Source organism: Chamaesiphon sp. OTE_8_metabat_110, assembly GCF_031382685.1.
Classification (GTDB): domain Bacteria; phylum Cyanobacteriota; class Cyanobacteriia; order Cyanobacteriales; family Chamaesiphonaceae; genus Chamaesiphon.
This window is the reverse complement of the sequence record NZ_JANMZA010000438.1, coordinates 1-15,623: the sequence shown is the minus strand read 5'-3', so window position 1 is coordinate 15,623 and position 15,623 is coordinate 1. Positions and strand designations below refer to the sequence as shown.

Here is a 15,623-nt window from a genome sequence, read left to right as displayed (position 1 = left end):
AAAATCAATTCCTGCTAGTGACGCAAAATCATTTTATGTTGTCTATCTAGAAGAATTTGAGCTATCACGATCGATCTGCTGAAATTGAATACTCGATCTAAATGTGATTGGGTTCGCTCGATCTTAAGTGAGACGACTGTTTCCTGATAAGATTTAGAAAGAGAAATTGGTAAAGAGGAGTTATGTCATTTGAATGGGACGAGGAAAAAGCCAAAAGTAACATTGCCAAGCATGATGTTTCTTTCGACGAAGCCACTTCTGTATTTGACGATCCGTTATTTTTAACCTTTGCCGATCCAGAGCATTCCATTCAAGAGCAACGATTCGTTATCATGGGAGAATCAGCCAGAGGGCGACTACTCGTTGTCTCTTATACCGAGCGTGCAGGTACCACGCGGCTAATTAGTGCCCGTCAAGTTACTCGCAAAGAACGTAAAGCTTATGAATCAGATCTCTGAAATGGATGATGATTTACGCCCCGAATACGATTTTACTCAACTAACTGTTGTTGCCCGTGGGCAGGGACGCAAAAAGTCGCACCTCACTGTCGAGCTAGATCCTGATGTCGCCACAGTTTTCCCTGATTCTGGGGCTGTTAATGAAGGGTTGCGGCTATTGATGAGACTAATTCAACAGAATCAAGCCCAGCAAAGTAATCTAATTTCAAATAAATAAACTAGTAGAAACCTGAAAATATTCACCAAGAGCCTTAGCTTGGATGGGATCGATCGATCGTTTACCATCAACAATGTCAGATACAATCTCAGCAGAACCAATCGATCCAACTAAATCGCTTTGACTAGTACCGCTATATTCCATTAGATGTAACAAAGCTGCATGAGGCGTGACATCACCCATTGGATAATGCCTGCCTTCATAGTCTTCGATTAATGTCACAATTAATGATAGAAATTTTGATTCTTCATTACTTAGATTGTGATTAGCAACTAGACGCTCTGCAATTGCTAAGGCTCGATCGTACTCTGCTTCTGATGTAATAACTTCAGGAACAAAGTCTGCTAAAAGATTGACATATACTGCTCTATCAAAAGTAATCGTCATTTTTCCAAGAATCCTTATCGTATTCTGCGTGAGTTAGAAAATATTTGTGGTAGATAGTTTGATTGACATAATTGATATCTACAATTAACCGATACTTATTTCCTTTGATATTGAAGACAGTAAAGTTACCAACAGCTTCAGCATCGCGATAAATCTGTTTAACTTCCTCAAGATTCTGCCAAGATACAGTGTTGACAACTTTGTACCATTCTTCAATTACTGTTTGCGTATCTGGGTACTTAGCTGCATCAGCTCGCAAATTGCGGATTGCAATTAAATGCATACATTAGCTTTTCCAGTTAATTTTGTTATTTTCTATCTAATGGCGGCATATTCTCAATCATAGCCTCAAGTTATGATCGACAGGAATTTACTCGTTCCCGCGTGCCTAGAAGAGGCTCGCGCAGATGCCTCTCTGTCGCCTTTAATCATCTGCTTCATGATATCTGCCGCTTCCGTCAATTCATAAGGCGATCCAACCGGATATTCTGTAGCTGAAAAGATAACTTGTAAATCAGCTTCAGGGATTTGAGCAGCTAAGAGCTTAAACAGTTGGAGTTTATCTGGCTGGCTGAGATCGTTAACAATTGGGATGAGTTGGACTAGAGACATTATTGTGACTCCCGATCGAATGTAATTTCATAATAAGCGATCGAATAGATTTAGATCGCTTATGTATGCAGGTTGCTAGATCGGCTTGGCAGTCGCAACCATTAATTCCCACGCTATACCGATGCGAAATCGGGTGGCGCGCTGGATTTGAAAGCCTGCTCCGGTTAGAAAGCGGTGAAATTCAGCTTGGGTGTAGCACTGTTCGTGCGCGGGATCGAACCGCCTCAAAACAACATCGTACAGCCGACACAACCAATCATCTTTGCACCAATCGAGGATTACCAGTTCACCACCAGGCTGGAGGACTCGTTTCATTTCAATCAATGCGGCGGTTGGATTGTCAAAGTAGTGAAAGGCACTTGCCGACACTACTACATCAAAACTGCGATCGGCAAACGGCAATGCCGCGACCGAAGCATTCTGAAACGAGACATTCGGATAATCGCGGCACTTTTTAGCCGCAATCTCTAACATCTTCTCGGACAGATCGACACCACTAATCGATCGAGTGGGCTGCTCGATCAGTACCAAGCGTTCAAAGGTGCCAGTGCCGCAAGCAACATCTAGTACAATATGGAGAGGATCGAGCTGCACCCAGTCTTTCAGAAACGATAGACTTCTAAAAATGTAGCGACTCCAGACCCGATCGTACACTGCTGCCATTTTGTTGTACTGTTCGCGCACATTTGCTTCCATAAATACAGTTTGACTCAAAGATTTCAAAAATAAGGACACAGGTAACTTCGTGAGCGATCGCCTGATTATTTTTACTCGTTACCCAGAGCCAGGAAAGGCCAAGACGCGCCTGATTCCTGCATTAGGCGACGTGGCGGCAGCGGACTTGCATCGCCAGATGACCGAGCAAACGCTAGCTCAAGTCAAATTATTGCAGCAAAGCCATCCAGTTAGCGTTGAAGTCTGGTTTGCTGGCGGATCTCGAGATCGGATGCAAACGTGGTTAGGGGCATTACAGTATCAGCCGCAGCCCCAAGGTGATTTAGGATCTCGGATGGCGCAGGCGTTCCAAGTCGGCTTCGATCGCGGCGTGAAGGCAAGCGTCATCATTGGCACAGATTGTCCAGAGTTGACTGCCGCGTTGCTGGCAGCAGCGTTTCAGGCTCTACAGCAGACCGATCTAGTATTAGGCCCCGCAACTGATGGTGGCTACTACCTTATTGGGCTGCGACGGTCTGTGCCTGAATTGTTCGAGTCGATCGCATGGAGTACCGATCGCGTATTTCAGCAAACAGTAGATATCGCCAGCAATCTAAACTTATCCCTCAGTTGTCTGCCGATGCTCGCGGATGTCGATCGACCAGAGGATTTACCTGTTTGGGATAGGTTCAAATCATAACTTTGAATTGAGGTTTCCAGCTATCTGAAAACGATAAAATCTTAAATAGCACGAAGATGTAATGAGACTTAAGGATGGATATCGAGCAGCAACACGAACGAATTCAGACAAAGGTTAAAGCAACAGATTTGTACGGACGATCGCGGCTGGCAGACCCCCAGCAACAACGGGCGGCGTTAGCAGCGATCGACTGGTCGCAGATGCAGGGCGACTTTGCTCGAACCTTAGCGGTTCACCAGTGGCAACGCCTTGAACCCAGCAGACTGGAGATCTTTCAAATCAATCTCGGTAAGTTGTGCAACATGACCTGTAGCCATTGCCATGTCGATGCAGGCCCCACCCGCACGACTGAGAACATGGATCGATCGACAATCGATGCCTGTTTGCAAGCTCTAGATCGAACGGATGCTCATACGGTCGATCTCACCGGGGGTGCGCCCGAACTGAACCCGCATTTTCGCGATCTTGTAGATCTCTGTGTCGCACGGGGCAAGCATGTCATCGATCGCTGTAATTTAACCGTGCTGCTGTTGCCGCGAATGCAGGATCTGCCCGCATGGCTGGGCGATCGAGGTGTCGAGATCGTTTGTTCGTTGCCGCACTATCAGCAGCCAGGAACCGATGCCCAGCGCGGCGATGGCACGTTTGAGAAATCGATCGAAGCGTTGCAGCGATTGAATGCCGTGGGCTATGGTAAGGGCGATCCTCAGCGACAGTTGGTATTGGTCACAAATCCGTTGGGAACTTGCCTCGCGAAAAATAATCCTTGCATCGAAAAAGAATGGAGAGCAGGATTAGAGCAAAATTATGGCATTACCTTCGATCGCCTAATCGCCCTCAACAATATGCCGATCGCGCGGTTTCTGGAGTGGCTCGAAACATCAGGTAGCTTACAGGCATACATGGAAAGGCTTGTGAATGCTTTCAATCCCAGCACGATTTCAGGATTGATGTGCCGCAACACGCTATCTATTTCCTGGGATGGTCGCATTTTCGACTGCGACTTCAATCAAATGCTGGATTTAGATGCCAAACAACCCGATGGCCATCGACCCCATATTCGCGATTTTAACCCCACGCTGCTGGCTCAACGCGATATTGTCACCGGATTTCATTGCTTTGGCTGTACCGCTGGATCTGGGAGTTCTTGCAGCGGCGCGATTGTATAGACTTTCTGCAAAAGTCAGGGGATAGGGGATAGGGGATAGGGAATAGCGAAAAGTGCGTTCTTGGGCTTTGCCCAAGTGAAGCACCTTTTCAAGACAGGGGGAGCTTTAGATAAAAACTCTATTGAAAAAGATTATGTTTCTACTTTCGCATGAGGTCTTATGAAACAACACCTTAACCATATGCTGTTCGACGAACCTGCCGTTCAACCCTTCGATCGGTACAACCAGGAATTACTCGCTCAGGTGCATCCCCCCGATTGGGTCGATCCCAAACCCGCTCCGCTATACGATCTCGTTGTAATTGGGGCGGGAACGGCTGGACTGGTTGTGGCGGCTGGAGCAGCAGGATTGAAACTGGGATTGAAAATTGCGCTGATCGAGAAAAGCCTGATGGGGGGTGATTGCCTAAATTTGGGCTGTGTGCCCTCTAAAACGATGATTCAGTCGGCGCGAGTCGCTGCGACAATCCGCAATGCTGAGCCGTTTGGCATTCGTCCACCCGCAGAAGTAGATGTTGATTTTGCAGCGGTGATGGAGCGAATGCGGCGGATTCGAGCCGAGATTAGCACTCATGATTCGGCTAAAGAATTTAGTTCTCAGGGCATTGATGTGTTTTTGGGCAATGCCGCATTCGTAGACGAACGAACCGTCGAAGTCAATGGTCGGCTGCTGCGCTTTAAGAAGGCAGCGATTACCACAGGTGCCCGTGCCGCTCATCCCAACATCCCTGGGCTGACGGAAGCTGGATTCCTCACCCATGAAACCGTCTTTTCACTGGTCGATCGACCAGCGCGGCTCGCGGTAATTGGCGGCGGTCCGATCGGGTGTGAGTTCGCGCAAGCCTTTGGGCGGCTGGGTAGTCAAGTAACGCTGCTGCACAAAAATGAGCACTTGCTCGATCGGGAAGATATCGATGCCGCCCAAGCGATCGAGCAGCGCTTTGGACGAGAAGGTCTCAACGTCCTGTTAAATAGCACGGTCAAACGCGTCGAGCAGACGGATGCTGGCACAGCGATCCACTATGAGCAGCAAGGCGCAACTCAAACTGTTATTGTCGATCGGATTTTAATCGGTGCAGGACGATCCCCGAATGTAGAAGAACTCAACCTAGAGGCAGCGGGTGTGAGTTACGATCCTACTGGCGTTGTGGTGGATGATTATCTGCAAACCACTAACCCGCGCATCTATGCAGCAGGTGACATCTGTATGAAGTGGAAATTTACTCACGCCGCTGATGCCGCCGCCCGCATCGCGATCAAAAATGCTCTATTTGCGCCATTCGGCATCGGACGCAGCAAGCTCAGCAGTCTAGTTATGCCTTGGGTGACTTATACCGACCCCGAAATTGCCCATGTTGGACTTTATGAGGCAGAAGCTCAAGCCCAAGGAATAGCCACTGAAACAATTCACATTCCGTTCTCAGAAGTCGATCGAGCCTTAACCGATGGCGAAACAGAGGGCTTTGTGAAAATTCTGCTGCGACGCGGCTCCGATCGGATTCTGGGAGCAACGATCGTCGCGAGTCACGCAGGCGATCTGATTAGCGAAATCACACTGGCAATAGTCACCAAGCAAGGACTTAAAGCACTGTCTCAAGTGATTCATCCCTATCCAACCCAAGCCGGGGCAATTAAGCAAGCGGCTGACGAGTACTATCGCCAAACCTTTGTCAATCCCACCCTTCAGGTGCTGTTAAAGCTGGTCGCAAAATTTAGTTAGCGAATATCCTCATAGAACTGCTTGAGATAGTCTGCGGAGACGCCAACTCCCCATAGAACCCCGACGTAAAGGTAGATCGCGGTGGCTTTCCATGCTCCCCAATGAGCGACGCGACGATCGGACGACTGAACGACGCGATTTACCTGTCGAATTCGCCCTTTTTGTACCAACCGCAAACACAGATCGCCATCTTCCATAATCGGGAGTGTCTCATCAAAGCCACCGCACTCCCAAAACTCAGCCCGACGACAAAACATCACCTGATCCCCGAATAAAAGGCGCAATCCTTTGAAGAACAAACGGGGTTTAAACAGCAAAGGAGCATAGTAAGTTTTGAGATAATTGTGCAGTGAAACTCCCCAGCGGGTTGTTTGCGCTCCAGTCATCAGCGAAATAAAGCCGCCACAGACAACGGCTGAATCTGCTAATACCCCCTCGATAATCGTGATGAGTTCATCTGGCACTCCCGTATCAGCATGTAAAAAAACCACAACATCACCTGTTGCTAACTTTGCGCCGTAATTCATCTGAACGGAGCGTCCGCGACGATCGCACGTTAGTACCTGGACTCCAGCGACTCGGGCAATTGCCAGCGTCTCATCCTCACTACCGCCATCGACCACCAGCACTTCTAAGGGCGGTGGATCGAGGACTTGAAGCTGTCTTAGCGTGCGTCCAAGGCTATTTGCTTCGTTCAGGGTAGGAATCACGATCGAGACTCTGAGCATTTTCCTTTTCTACTTCTGATTTGGCTCCAAGAGCGTGGGTACCATGGAGAGTAATTTACCCTTTACCCTTTACCCTTAATGCTTTGATCGTGAATTATCTAGGGATAAAAACTCATCTGCGGTAGTCCGAGTGTTTCATCCCAACCCATCATCGCATTGAGACATTGGATTGCTTGTCCGGCTTGCCCTTTGATCAGATTATCGATCGCGGATACTACGATTACGCGACCAGTTCGCACGTCAACTTCGACGGCGATGTAGCAGAGGTTGGTACCTGCTGCCCATTTGGTCTGGGGATAGATGCCGCCTTCTAAGATGCGGACGAAGGGAGAGGAGCGGTAGAAAGCTTTGTAAATGGTAATTAAGTCTTCGGTGACTAAGCCGGGATCGCGGATCGTGGCATAGACAGTCGAGAGGATGCCTCGTACCATCGGGATTAGATGGGGGGTAAATTGGACTTTGACTTCATGGCTGGCAAGATCGCTGCAAACTTGTTCGATTTCGGGTGTATGGCGATGTCCGGCGATGCTGTAGGCCGTAATGCTGTTATCGGCTTCCGCTAGCAAGAGATGAGTTTTGGCTTGTCTGCCGCCCCCAGAGGTGCCAGATTTGGCATCGATGATGGCGGTGTCGGCATCGATTAGACCTTGCTTGAGCAGGGGTGAGAGGGCGAGGAGGCTGGCGGTAGGATAACAGCCGGGACAGCCGACGAGTTTGGCATTGCGGAGTTTGGCACGATAAAGTTCGGGCAAGCCATAGACCGCCTGTGCTGCGGTTTCGCGATCGGTACGCGGAATCTTATACCATTGGGTATAGGTATCGAGATCGGCAAATCGATAGTCTGCCGATAGATCGAGGACGCTACAGCCTTTAGCGATCAATTTTGGGGCGAGTTCGCAGGCTAAACCATTGGGGAGGGCGAGAAATACTGCCTGACACCGGGAGGCAATGACATCGACATCGATCGATTCGATGGTTAAATTTACGATATGAGCGAGATGGGGATAGAGATCTCCAAACTTTTTACCCGCACTGCTGTCGCCGCCCAAATAAGCAATCTCGATCGCGGGATGATCTTGCAACAAGCGCACCAACTGCACCCCACCATAGCCTGACGCACCGACAATCCCGACTTGAAGGCGATTAATCTGCTCACCCATGAATGTTATGACCTCTATAATAAAGAAACTAGTACCATATTCATGGTGAGAAATACCAACTAGTTCGGCACCAAATTCAAAATTAGGTCTGAATTGTGCGATTCGATCGGGGTTTTACTCCGGGCGATCGATCTAGGGCGTTGACTTGCTTGAATGGACTATATAGTTTACCAACATTTTACCGATCTGTGATAGCCATTTCTTCTACTGACACATCCGATTTTGAGTTTGACACGATTTCTACCGCTTTATTAGACTTTGCAGCGGGCAAAATGGTCGTGGTGGTAGATGATGAAAATCGGGAAAATGAGGGCGATCTGATCTGTGCGGCGCAGACCATTACCGCAGATCGGATCAATTTTATGGCTGTCCATGCAAGGGGATTGATTTGTCTGGCGATGATGGGCAACCAATTGGATCGGTTGGATCTGCCATTGATGGTGACTAATAATACCGACCCCAACCAAACCGCTTTTACCGTCAGTATCGATGCCAGTCAGAAGTTTGGCGTCACGACCGGAATTTCGGCTGACGATCGCACGCGCACGATTCAACTAGCGATCGACTCCGATACCAGACCCGAAGATCTCCGTCGTCCGGGTCATATTTTTCCACTCAGAGCGCAAGAAGGTGGGGTCTTAAAGCGAGCCGGACATACCGAGGCGGCGGTAGACTTAGCAAGACTATCTGGCTTGGCTCCAGCGGGCGTTATCTGCGAGATTCAAAATCCTGACGGTTCGATGGCTCGGCTGCCAGATTTATTTGTCTATGCCCGCACTCACAATCTCAAGATTATTAGTATTGCCGATCTGATTAGCTATCGGCTCAAGCACGACAGGTTTGTCCATCGTGAGGCAATTACCAAGCTGCCCAGCCAGTTTGGGCAGTTTCAGATTTACGGCTATCGCAACTTACTCGATGCCACCGAGACGGTGGCGATCGTCAAGGGCAATCCGGCGGACTTTGTAGGCAAACCCGTGATGGTGCGAATGCACTCAGAATGTTTGACAGGTGATGCCCTCGGATCGCTGCGCTGCGACTGCCGGATGCAGCTCCAAGCCGCTCTGAAGATGATTGAGAATGCTGGGGCAGGTGTGGTGGTTTACTTGCGTCAGGAAGGGCGTGGCATCGGGCTGATTAATAAGCTTAAGGCATACTCGCTCCAAGATCTGGGGCTGGATACGGTCGAAGCTAACAATCGCCTCGGTTTCCCGGCGGATCTACGCAATTATGGGGTGGGCGCTCAGGTGCTTAACGACTTGGGGATTAGTAAGATTCGGTTGATTACTAATAATCCGCGCAAGATTGCCGGACTCAAGGGCTACGGACTGGAAATGGTCGATCGAGTGCCATTATTAATCGAAGCCAATGACTACAATAACGACTATCTAGCCACCAAAGCCGAAAAACTCGGTCACATGCTGCTGCAAACCTATCTCGTTACCGTCGGGATTACTTGGAATGAGGAACCGCTAGATGTCACTGCTCGGTACGATCGATTGGATAAACTTCGTCACCTCGCCCAGACACATAATCTCCTGCTCAAAGAGGAAGCTAGACCCGTGGGGACTGCTTTATTTGGCAATCCCTCACTCACTTTTCATCTCGGCTTCGACCAGGCTAATTTAGCGATCGAAGGCTGGTACAAAGACCCAAATCACCCTTATGTGCGAGCGATCTTTCAGATATTAGATGAAATTAAGACGCTCTCTCCAGTCAATCGGTTAGAATTTTTGGTGGCAAACGGTCAAGATCCACTAACTGGACTCCAAACCAAAATCGATCGTCAAACGTATCCCCAATCCCAATTACCTTCTACTCTAAATTCACAATTGGAACTTCAGATGATTTATAGCTTCTGTTAGTTTAGAGTCGATTGTAACTAGTGGATGACTACCAAAATGAGCTGCCGTTTATCCTTTGTCTGCGTTCTCATCTCAATCGGCATCGCTCCTGCGGCGAATGCCTATAGTGTAGCCGACCTCAAGACTTTGATGACTACCAATAAATGCGTCGGCTGCGATCTGAGCGGTGTAGATCTTAGTAACAAAAAGTTGGTAAATGCCGATCTGCAAGCAGCAAATCTGATCGGCGCAAATTTAACTGGCACAAATTTTGCCAATGCCAATCTCGGTGGTGCCAATCTCACTGGATCTAGTGTTACCAATACCAATTTCACTGGAGCGATATTACAAGCAGCCAGCCTAGTTAATGTCAATTTCGTCAATACCAATCTGACCGGAACAGATCTTTCCTATGGTAATCTAGTCAGCACCAATTTTAGCAGTGCAATTCTCACCAGAACCGATCTCTCAAGCGCAAATTTAGCACTAGCTAACTTTACTGGTGTCAACCTCAGTACTAGCTCTTTAATCAGGGCAAATTTGGCTGGTGCTATAGGTGTCAAGGTGACATCACCCGTTGACGAAGCCAGTACTACGATTATTAATCGTCCGCGCCTCTATAGGCTACCACTTGGATTGGGTCGTCCCAAACGGCTATTACCGGGCGGCACTAGGTAATTAATTGAGAATTGAGAATTGAGAATTGAGAATTGAGAATTAATTATTACCTTCCCCTGTTTTTTGTAGCGTCTGCTGATTCACAAACGACAGACGAGTGCATCCACCGACAATCTTGTTGGATTTCCACATAAATGGGGAAGCTGTGTACTTATTTTTTTGGTAATGTACGATCGTTAATTCTGTCAATGAAGATCGTTGTGACTCTATTTGCGATTGGTTTGGTGGACGATCGCGTAACCGACTGAAAGAGAAAAAACGGCAACAGCTAAGGCAATTAGATCGCTACTACTCTTCTTTTCGAGGTCGAGGATAATAATTTTGCGAGCGACAGCAATCAAGGAGGTAACGATTACCAATTCTACTTGAACAACATGTTTGCGGAGGTATGCGGTGATATTTTCGAGGATCTCTAGTGCGATTAAAACATTGAGAAATAGTCCGAATAATTCAAATAGGGTAGTATTAAAGCTATCATTACTGGGTCTTTCGATCGTCAGCAGGAGTTTTTCAATAAGTGCATAACTCAACTGAGCGATCGCGATGAATGTCACGAAAATCATCCCAATTGATAGCAGTTTTGAGACGACACCTTCAATTTGCTCGATCGCTTCTAGAAACTTTTCATCTTCAGTAAGTACAGCTTTTAACCTTCGGAATATCCGTATCATTGCTTTTTCTCACTTATTAGAAATTTAGATTCTTCACTCATATTCGCATAACAAGACCCTCTAAATTAATAAATTAAGAGGGTCTAAATTATAGTTATTTATTTAGCGAGTATACCAGACTCGATCGAGACAGATTACCCACCGATCGTCCTAACCTCCAGCAGCTTGAAGTCTAGCTCTGGCGCGTTTAAAAGCTTGGTTAGCCTGAATTTGCTCTTGACTGTTAGCAGCAGAACTACTAGTTAGCTTTTGCTCGGCTTGGGTAAATTCTTTTTGAGCTTGTTCGCGATCGATTTTTTCGCCTAATTCTGCACCGTTAACGAGTACGGTAACTTCATCATTATCGACTTCGGCAAAACCACCCATGAGCGCAATTGGCGTCCATTTATCTTTCCCAGACTTCACTCGCATGACCGCAGTATCTAGAGCCGTCAATAACGACGCGTGACCGCTTAAAATGCCTAATTGTCCAGTAATACTGGGCAAAATTACTTCATCTGCCGTGCCGTCCCAGACAGTTTTATCTGGGGCAATTACTCTTACAGTTAGTGTCATATTTAGTTTTTATAGTGGATAGTGGATAGTGGATAGTGGATAGGGGATAGTGGATAGTTTTTTGGCTAGGTATTGCCCACCATCTAGCAGTCACACTATGGGTTGGGCATCGCTAACCAACTATGGTGCTATTCACTATCCACTATCCACCATTCACTAATTCCTAGCCTTTAAGCAGTTTCTCACCTTTAGCTTTCGCTTCAGCGATATCGCCAACGAGGTAGAAAGCTTGTTCTGGGAGGTCATCGAGTTCACCATTGAGGATTGCTTTGAATCCTTTGATGGTGTCTTCGAGTTTGACGTATTTACCGGGCGAACCAGTGAATACTTCGGCAACGAAGAAGGGTTGGGAGAGGAAGCGTTCGACCTTGCGGGCGCGGGAAACAATCAGGCGATCTTCTTCGGCAAGTTCGTCCAAGCCGAGAATGGCAATGATGTCTTGCAGCTCTTTGTAGCGTTGGAGGGTGGATTGTACAGCCCGCGCGGTATCATAGTGATCGGCACCGACGATCGCAGGTTGTAACATCGTCGAAGTAGAAGTCAGCGGATCTACTGCTGGGTAGATGCCTTTAGCTGCCAAACCACGCGACAAGGAGGTCGTACCGTCCAAGTGAGCGAAGGTAGTCGCAGGTGCGGGGTCGGTGAAGTCATCCGCAGGCACGTATACTGCTTGGATGGAGGTAATCGAACCTTCTTTGGTCGAAGTAATCCGTTCTTGCAAGTCACCCATGTCAGTACCCAGAGTCGGCTGATAACCTACTGCTGAAGGCATCCGACCGAGGAGTGCCGATACTTCGGAACCTGCTTGGACAAAGCGGAAGATATTGTCGATGAACAGCAATACGTCTTGCTTGTTGGTATCGCGGAAGTATTCTGCCATCGTCAATGCAACCAACCCGACGCGCATTCTGGCTCCGGGTGGCTCGTTCATTTGTCCGTAGACGAGCGCGATTTTGGATTCGTTGAGGTTATCTTTGTTGATAACGCCAGATTCGATCATTTCATTGTAAAGATCGTTTCCTTCACGGGTACGTTCGCCCACGCCACCAAACACCGATACACCACCATGATTAGTCGCGATGTTGTTAATCAGTTCCATCATGATGACGGTTTTGCCGACACCAGCACCGCCGAACAAACCGATCTTCCCGCCGCGACGGTAAGGCGTGAGTAAGTCGATGACCTTGATTCCGGTTTCAAATACGGAAGGTTTGGTTTCGAGTTCGGTCAGCTTGGGAGCATCCCGGTGAATGGGAGATCTGTCTTGGGTATCGACTGGCCCCTGATTGTCTACGGCTTCGCCTAAGACATTAAAAATCCGACCGAGGGTAGCAGTTCCCACTGGGACGCTAATCGGTGCGCCCAAATCTGTGACTTCCATCCCGCGTACCAACCCATCGGTGGTACTCATGGCAACGGCACGAACTTGGTTATCGCCCAGCAGTTGTTGTACTTCACAGGTTACGGACACGTCTTGTCCAGCTTCATTTTTACCTTCAACTTTGAGGGCACTATAAATCTGGGGCATCTTGCCACCAGTAAATTCTACGTCCACAACTGGACCAATAACTTGGGTGAGTCTCCCCACGTTTGTTTTTTCTGCGGTGCTAGCCATGTGCGCGTTACTTATTATTGTGTGATTTTGTCTATAGCTTTGGTGTAGTCTAGACTTCGCTGAGTACGAGTATCGACCCGATCGAAGTTGCAGATTAGCCTCGGCGCTGGCGGATCGATGCAGTCAGCCAGATCGCAAGATTTGGCTACTTTTAGGTGTCAGCGATCGGCGATTAGTTCCATTAATTTGGGTCTGGAGTCTTGACGATCGAGCCGCTAGTCTAGAAGTTTACACTCTCGATCGCGCGGCGGTCGGCTTGGCAATACCAGAGCTAATCGCTATCTACCGATCCTAATTCGATCCAGTTTTTAGCTACTATTAATATTTTTCAAGGCTGTTTGTTAGTTTATCATCGAACGCGCACTGTACTGTGGGTATTTATCAGGATTTACTTAAGAACTTCAGCGTCAAGCGGCATTCGCTAATTGGTGACTAATGAGAGCGCAGATCTCGATCGCATTTTTCGTTATCCACACCTCGGCTGTCGCTCACTGCAAGCTATCCACTATTCCCTATTCCCTATTCCCTATCCACTTTGTTTCATTACTTGATTTCCAATGCCCAATGCACCACAGCCGGATAAGGGTTGCCATCGATGCGATCGGTTTTGGAGATGGCGTGTTTTTGGTCTAGGTAAGTGCGTAACTTGGCTCGAACCGCGCGGTTTTCTAAAGCTGTTACAACTTGACTGACACAAGAGTAGCGCTCGGTTAAGGGCACCTGAATCAGTTTGGAAACGATCTCGCCCAAGTCCGGACTGATATCGACATCTTCAGACCACATTAATTCGCATGTGCGCGGATCGATCGGCAAGTGCCGAGGTTCCCTGCCAGTTAACAAATACACGCAAGTCATCCCCAGCGCGTACAGATCGCTAGCATACACCGCGCGATTGGCTAATTGTTCGGGTGGGGCATATCCGGGCGTACCGACGGCGACACTACTAGTATCGAGGCGATCGGACGTAGCTGGATCGAGATCGGCAGCCGCACCAAAATCAATCAGTACAAAGCGGCGATCGGTTTGGCATAAAATAATGTTCTGAGGCTTGATATCGCAGTGGATCGTGTGCTGGGAGTGAATATACTCTAATAATGCGAGCATTTGCTCCAAAAAGTTTTCGATTTCTGGTTCGGTAAATCTGCCCTGCTTGGCAATAATTTGGGGCAAGACACTACCAGGGATGTATTCCGTGACTAGGTACAAATCGGTGCCAATCTGAAAATAATCCAGTAGCGAAGGGATCTGCGCGTGAGTGCCCAGCCGACTCAAACTAACTGCTTCTAGCTCGAATCTAGTTCGTGCTATTGCCACCAACTGCGGATCGGTAAATTGTGGTGCCAATTGCTTAACAACACATAACGGCTGTCCTGGTAAATAGACATTCTGCGCTAACCAGGTCATCCCAAAACTGCTGCGGCTCAAGATCGATCGCAGTGCGTATCGATCGGCTAGGAGCTGACCATCAGCGCAGTTAGGCTTCCAGTGGGATGAATGCTGTTCGATATCTGATGATGTGCGCTGGCGATCGGTTGTAGCATCAGTCATAGTAAAAATCGATCGGCATCCCGAGCTAACTGAAATACTCAATATTTCAACATCATACTAGGTCTGCTCCCAAGCACTCTCAGCCAATTCAAGTATCTTTTGACTGCGGATGAGTAGAGATCGAGTGTCGAGTAAGTATAGTTTCGCGTCAACTAGACTCGATTCCCGATCGACCAGATCCAACCAGCAAATGCAATGCCTAAGTAATTTGCCGCCAAATCCACCAGATCGAACGTCCGTAAGGGTATCCAGATTTGGGAAACTTCTTCAATGGTGATGCCCACAGCTACAATCGTGCATCCTAATAAGATCTTGAGACGTCCGATCTTTAGCATCCGTCCATTGAGAGCATGATTTAACAAAAATGTCAACATTCCTATAAACAGCAAATGTCCGCCCTTGTCACCAAGCGGTAAACTGTTGACTACAGCGACAATCCGCCCGAACCGTCCCAGATTCATCCCAATGATAATGCCAGTTATAAATATTAGAAATAAGCCAAAAGGTAGCCAGCGGTTTAGGCGCATATTGTCAATTACAGCAGATCTCGATCGACCACAATAATAATCCCTTTAGATCCAGAAATGTTAACAATGGTGCCTTCAAACCTGAGTTTAGCCGCCCATAAACGGCTGTAAAATTGAAGACGTTGATTTTAGAGTGTTGCCTGTGAATATGCCATCGTCCCACCACAAACTAAAAATTCTGATCCTGTCCACTCCGGTAGGTGCCTTGGGTTCTGGGTTGGGTGGCGGCGTAGAACTGACGATCGCCAACCTCGCTCGCGAACTCCAATCGCGCGGACACACGATCGAGATCGTCGCACCCGAAGGTTCGTACTTAGGCGATCTGTCGATCTTGCAAGTCCCTGGCGAACTTCAACTAACCGCGCAAACTCAGGAGCAAGC

18 protein-coding genes and 1 pseudogene are annotated in these 15,623 nt (G+C 48.0%); 8 read left to right on the top strand and 11 right to left on the bottom strand.

Translation table 11 applies throughout. From position 1 onward, the window contains the following. Positions 1–182 precede the first annotated feature (182 nt). Together RMO52_RS16105 and RMO52_RS16100 are read left to right on the top strand one after the other, a co-directional pair. The gene (locus RMO52_RS16105; protein WP_310416116.1) at positions 183–458 is read left to right on the top strand and encodes a BrnT family toxin; all 276 of its coding nucleotides are present in this window, start codon (positions 183–185) and stop codon (positions 456–458) included. Further along, complete coding sequence (locus RMO52_RS16100) at positions 442–675, top strand: hypothetical protein (RefSeq protein WP_310416113.1); 234 nt, start codon at positions 442–444, stop codon at positions 673–675. Before RMO52_RS16105 ends, RMO52_RS16100 begins: the two co-directional genes overlap by 17 nt. Here the strand turns inward: RMO52_RS16100 and RMO52_RS16095 are convergent. From RMO52_RS16095 to RMO52_RS16080, 4 genes are all read right to left on the bottom strand, one after another. After that, positions 664–1,062 (bottom strand): transcriptional regulator, encoded by a 399-nt coding sequence (locus tag RMO52_RS16095; protein ID WP_310416110.1) that lies wholly within the window; start codon positions 1,060–1,062, stop codon positions 664–666. The two genes, RMO52_RS16100 and RMO52_RS16095, sit on opposite strands and share 12 nt — an antisense overlap. Beyond that, complete coding sequence (locus tag RMO52_RS16090) at positions 1,046–1,345, bottom strand: type II toxin-antitoxin system HigB family toxin (protein ID WP_310416107.1); 300 nt, start codon at positions 1,343–1,345, stop codon at positions 1,046–1,048. The genes RMO52_RS16095 and RMO52_RS16090 overlap by 17 nt, the downstream gene beginning before the upstream one ends. Positions 1,346–1,410: 65 nt before the next feature. Beyond that, positions 1,411–1,674: a hypothetical protein gene (locus tag RMO52_RS16085; protein ID WP_310416104.1), complete on the bottom strand. Its 264-nt coding sequence runs from the start codon at positions 1,672–1,674 to the stop codon at positions 1,411–1,413. Between the two features lie 75 nt (positions 1,675–1,749). After that, complete coding sequence (locus RMO52_RS16080; protein WP_396135021.1) at positions 1,750–2,370, bottom strand: class I SAM-dependent methyltransferase; 621 nt, start codon at positions 2,368–2,370, stop codon at positions 1,750–1,752. A 49-nt stretch (positions 2,371–2,419) separates the two neighbouring features. Between RMO52_RS16080 and RMO52_RS16075 the strand changes: the two genes are divergently transcribed. From RMO52_RS16075 to RMO52_RS16065, 3 genes are all read left to right on the top strand, one after another. Then, a complete protein-coding gene (locus tag RMO52_RS16075; protein ID WP_310416099.1) occupies positions 2,420–3,028 on the top strand; it encodes a TIGR04282 family arsenosugar biosynthesis glycosyltransferase in 609 nt (202 codons plus the stop codon). Positions 3,029–3,102: 74 nt separating this feature from the next. After that, entirely contained in the window at positions 3,103–4,197 is a 1,095-nt protein-coding gene (gene arsS / locus RMO52_RS16070; protein ID WP_310416096.1) for an arsenosugar biosynthesis radical SAM (seleno)protein ArsS, read from the top strand. Positions 4,198–4,356: 159 nt separating this feature from the next. Continuing rightward, the gene (locus RMO52_RS16065; protein WP_310416094.1) at positions 4,357–5,916 is read left to right on the top strand and encodes a mercuric reductase; all 1,560 of its coding nucleotides are present in this window, start codon (positions 4,357–4,359) and stop codon (positions 5,914–5,916) included. Here RMO52_RS16065 and RMO52_RS16060 read toward each other — a convergent pair. After that, the gene (locus RMO52_RS16060; protein ID WP_310416091.1) at positions 5,913–6,644 is read right to left on the bottom strand and encodes a TIGR04283 family arsenosugar biosynthesis glycosyltransferase; all 732 of its coding nucleotides are present in this window, start codon (positions 6,642–6,644) and stop codon (positions 5,913–5,915) included. The two genes, RMO52_RS16065 and RMO52_RS16060, sit on opposite strands and share 4 nt — an antisense overlap. 98 nt (positions 6,645–6,742) lie before the next feature. Then, positions 6,743–7,804 (bottom strand): N-acetyl-gamma-glutamyl-phosphate reductase, encoded by a 1,062-nt coding sequence (gene argC, locus RMO52_RS16055; RefSeq protein WP_310416088.1) that lies wholly within the window; start codon positions 7,802–7,804, stop codon positions 6,743–6,745. Between the two features lie 197 nt (positions 7,805–8,001). Between argC and ribBA the strand changes: the two genes are divergently transcribed. Both ribBA and RMO52_RS16045 read left to right on the top strand, forming a co-directional pair. Continuing rightward, the gene (gene ribBA, locus RMO52_RS16050) at positions 8,002–9,669 is read left to right on the top strand and encodes a bifunctional 3,4-dihydroxy-2-butanone-4-phosphate synthase/GTP cyclohydrolase II (protein ID WP_396135020.1); all 1,668 of its coding nucleotides are present in this window, start codon (positions 8,002–8,004) and stop codon (positions 9,667–9,669) included. Positions 9,670–9,693: 24 nt separating this feature from the next. Continuing rightward, entirely contained in the window at positions 9,694–10,326 is a 633-nt protein-coding gene (locus RMO52_RS16045; RefSeq protein ID WP_310416085.1) for a pentapeptide repeat-containing protein, read from the top strand. 206 nt (positions 10,327–10,532) lie between these two features. On the opposite strand, the gene RMO52_RS16040 is transcribed toward RMO52_RS16045, so the two are convergent. From RMO52_RS16040 to RMO52_RS16020, 5 genes are all read right to left on the bottom strand, one after another. Next, positions 10,533–10,997 carry a phosphate-starvation-inducible PsiE family protein gene (locus RMO52_RS16040; RefSeq protein WP_309742269.1) on the bottom strand — a complete coding sequence of 155 codons (465 nt, stop codon included), beginning with the start codon at positions 10,995–10,997 and terminating at the stop codon, positions 10,533–10,535. 150 nt (positions 10,998–11,147) lie between these two features. After that, the gene (atpC, locus tag RMO52_RS16035) at positions 11,148–11,552 is read right to left on the bottom strand and encodes an ATP synthase F1 subunit epsilon (protein WP_310416082.1); all 405 of its coding nucleotides are present in this window, start codon (positions 11,550–11,552) and stop codon (positions 11,148–11,150) included. A 163-nt stretch (positions 11,553–11,715) separates the two neighbouring features. Continuing rightward, entirely contained in the window at positions 11,716–13,167 is a 1,452-nt protein-coding gene (gene atpD / locus RMO52_RS16030) for a F0F1 ATP synthase subunit beta (protein WP_310416080.1), read from the bottom strand. 543 nt (positions 13,168–13,710) lie between these two features. Beyond that, positions 13,711–14,715 (bottom strand): serine/threonine-protein kinase, encoded by a 1,005-nt coding sequence (locus tag RMO52_RS16025; RefSeq protein ID WP_310416077.1) that lies wholly within the window; start codon positions 14,713–14,715, stop codon positions 13,711–13,713. 152 nt (positions 14,716–14,867) lie between these two features. Further along, positions 14,868–15,242 (bottom strand): VanZ family protein, encoded by a 375-nt coding sequence (locus RMO52_RS16020; protein WP_310416073.1) that lies wholly within the window; start codon positions 15,240–15,242, stop codon positions 14,868–14,870. Positions 15,243–15,390: 148 nt separating this feature from the next. On the opposite strand from RMO52_RS16020, the pseudogene RMO52_RS16015 reads away from it, so the two are divergent. Then, positions 15,391–15,623 (top strand): annotated as a pseudogene (locus tag RMO52_RS16015) (UDP-glucose--tetrahydrobiopterin glucosyltransferase); the annotation flags it as partial.

Bases quoted from the DNA above. Each gene is read 5' to 3' on its own strand.
- RMO52_RS16105 (WP_310416116.1), top strand. From the start codon at position 183: ATGTCATTTGAATGGGACGAGGAAAAAGCCAAAAGTAACATTGCCAAG.
- RMO52_RS16100 (WP_310416113.1), top strand. From the start codon at position 442: ATGAATCAGATCTCTGAAATGGATGATGATTTACGCCCCGAATACGAT.
- RMO52_RS16095 (WP_310416110.1), bottom strand. From the start codon at position 1,062: ATGACGATTACTTTTGATAGAGCAGTATATGTCAATCTTTTAGCAGAC.
- RMO52_RS16090 (WP_310416107.1), bottom strand. From the start codon at position 1,345: ATGCATTTAATTGCAATCCGCAATTTGCGAGCTGATGCAGCTAAGTAC.
- RMO52_RS16085 (WP_310416104.1), bottom strand. From the start codon at position 1,674: ATGTCTCTAGTCCAACTCATCCCAATTGTTAACGATCTCAGCCAGCCA.
- RMO52_RS16080 (WP_396135021.1), bottom strand. From the start codon at position 2,370: ATGGAAGCAAATGTGCGCGAACAGTACAACAAAATGGCAGCAGTGTAC.
- arsS (WP_310416096.1), top strand. From the start codon at position 3,103: ATGGATATCGAGCAGCAACACGAACGAATTCAGACAAAGGTTAAAGCA.
- RMO52_RS16065 (WP_310416094.1), top strand. From the start codon at position 4,357: ATGAAACAACACCTTAACCATATGCTGTTCGACGAACCTGCCGTTCAA.
- RMO52_RS16060 (WP_310416091.1), bottom strand. From the start codon at position 6,644: ATGCTCAGAGTCTCGATCGTGATTCCTACCCTGAACGAAGCAAATAGC.
- argC (WP_310416088.1), bottom strand. From the start codon at position 7,804: ATGGGTGAGCAGATTAATCGCCTTCAAGTCGGGATTGTCGGTGCGTCA.
- RMO52_RS16045 (WP_310416085.1), top strand. From the start codon at position 9,694: ATGACTACCAAAATGAGCTGCCGTTTATCCTTTGTCTGCGTTCTCATC.
- RMO52_RS16040 (WP_309742269.1), bottom strand. From the start codon at position 10,997: ATGATACGGATATTCCGAAGGTTAAAAGCTGTACTTACTGAAGATGAA.
- atpC (WP_310416082.1), bottom strand. From the start codon at position 11,552: ATGACACTAACTGTAAGAGTAATTGCCCCAGATAAAACTGTCTGGGAC.
- atpD (WP_310416080.1), bottom strand. From the start codon at position 13,167: ATGGCTAGCACCGCAGAAAAAACAAACGTGGGGAGACTCACCCAAGTT.
- RMO52_RS16025 (WP_310416077.1), bottom strand. From the start codon at position 14,715: ATGACTGATGCTACAACCGATCGCCAGCGCACATCATCAGATATCGAA.
- RMO52_RS16020 (WP_310416073.1), bottom strand. From the start codon at position 15,242: ATGCGCCTAAACCGCTGGCTACCTTTTGGCTTATTTCTAATATTTATA.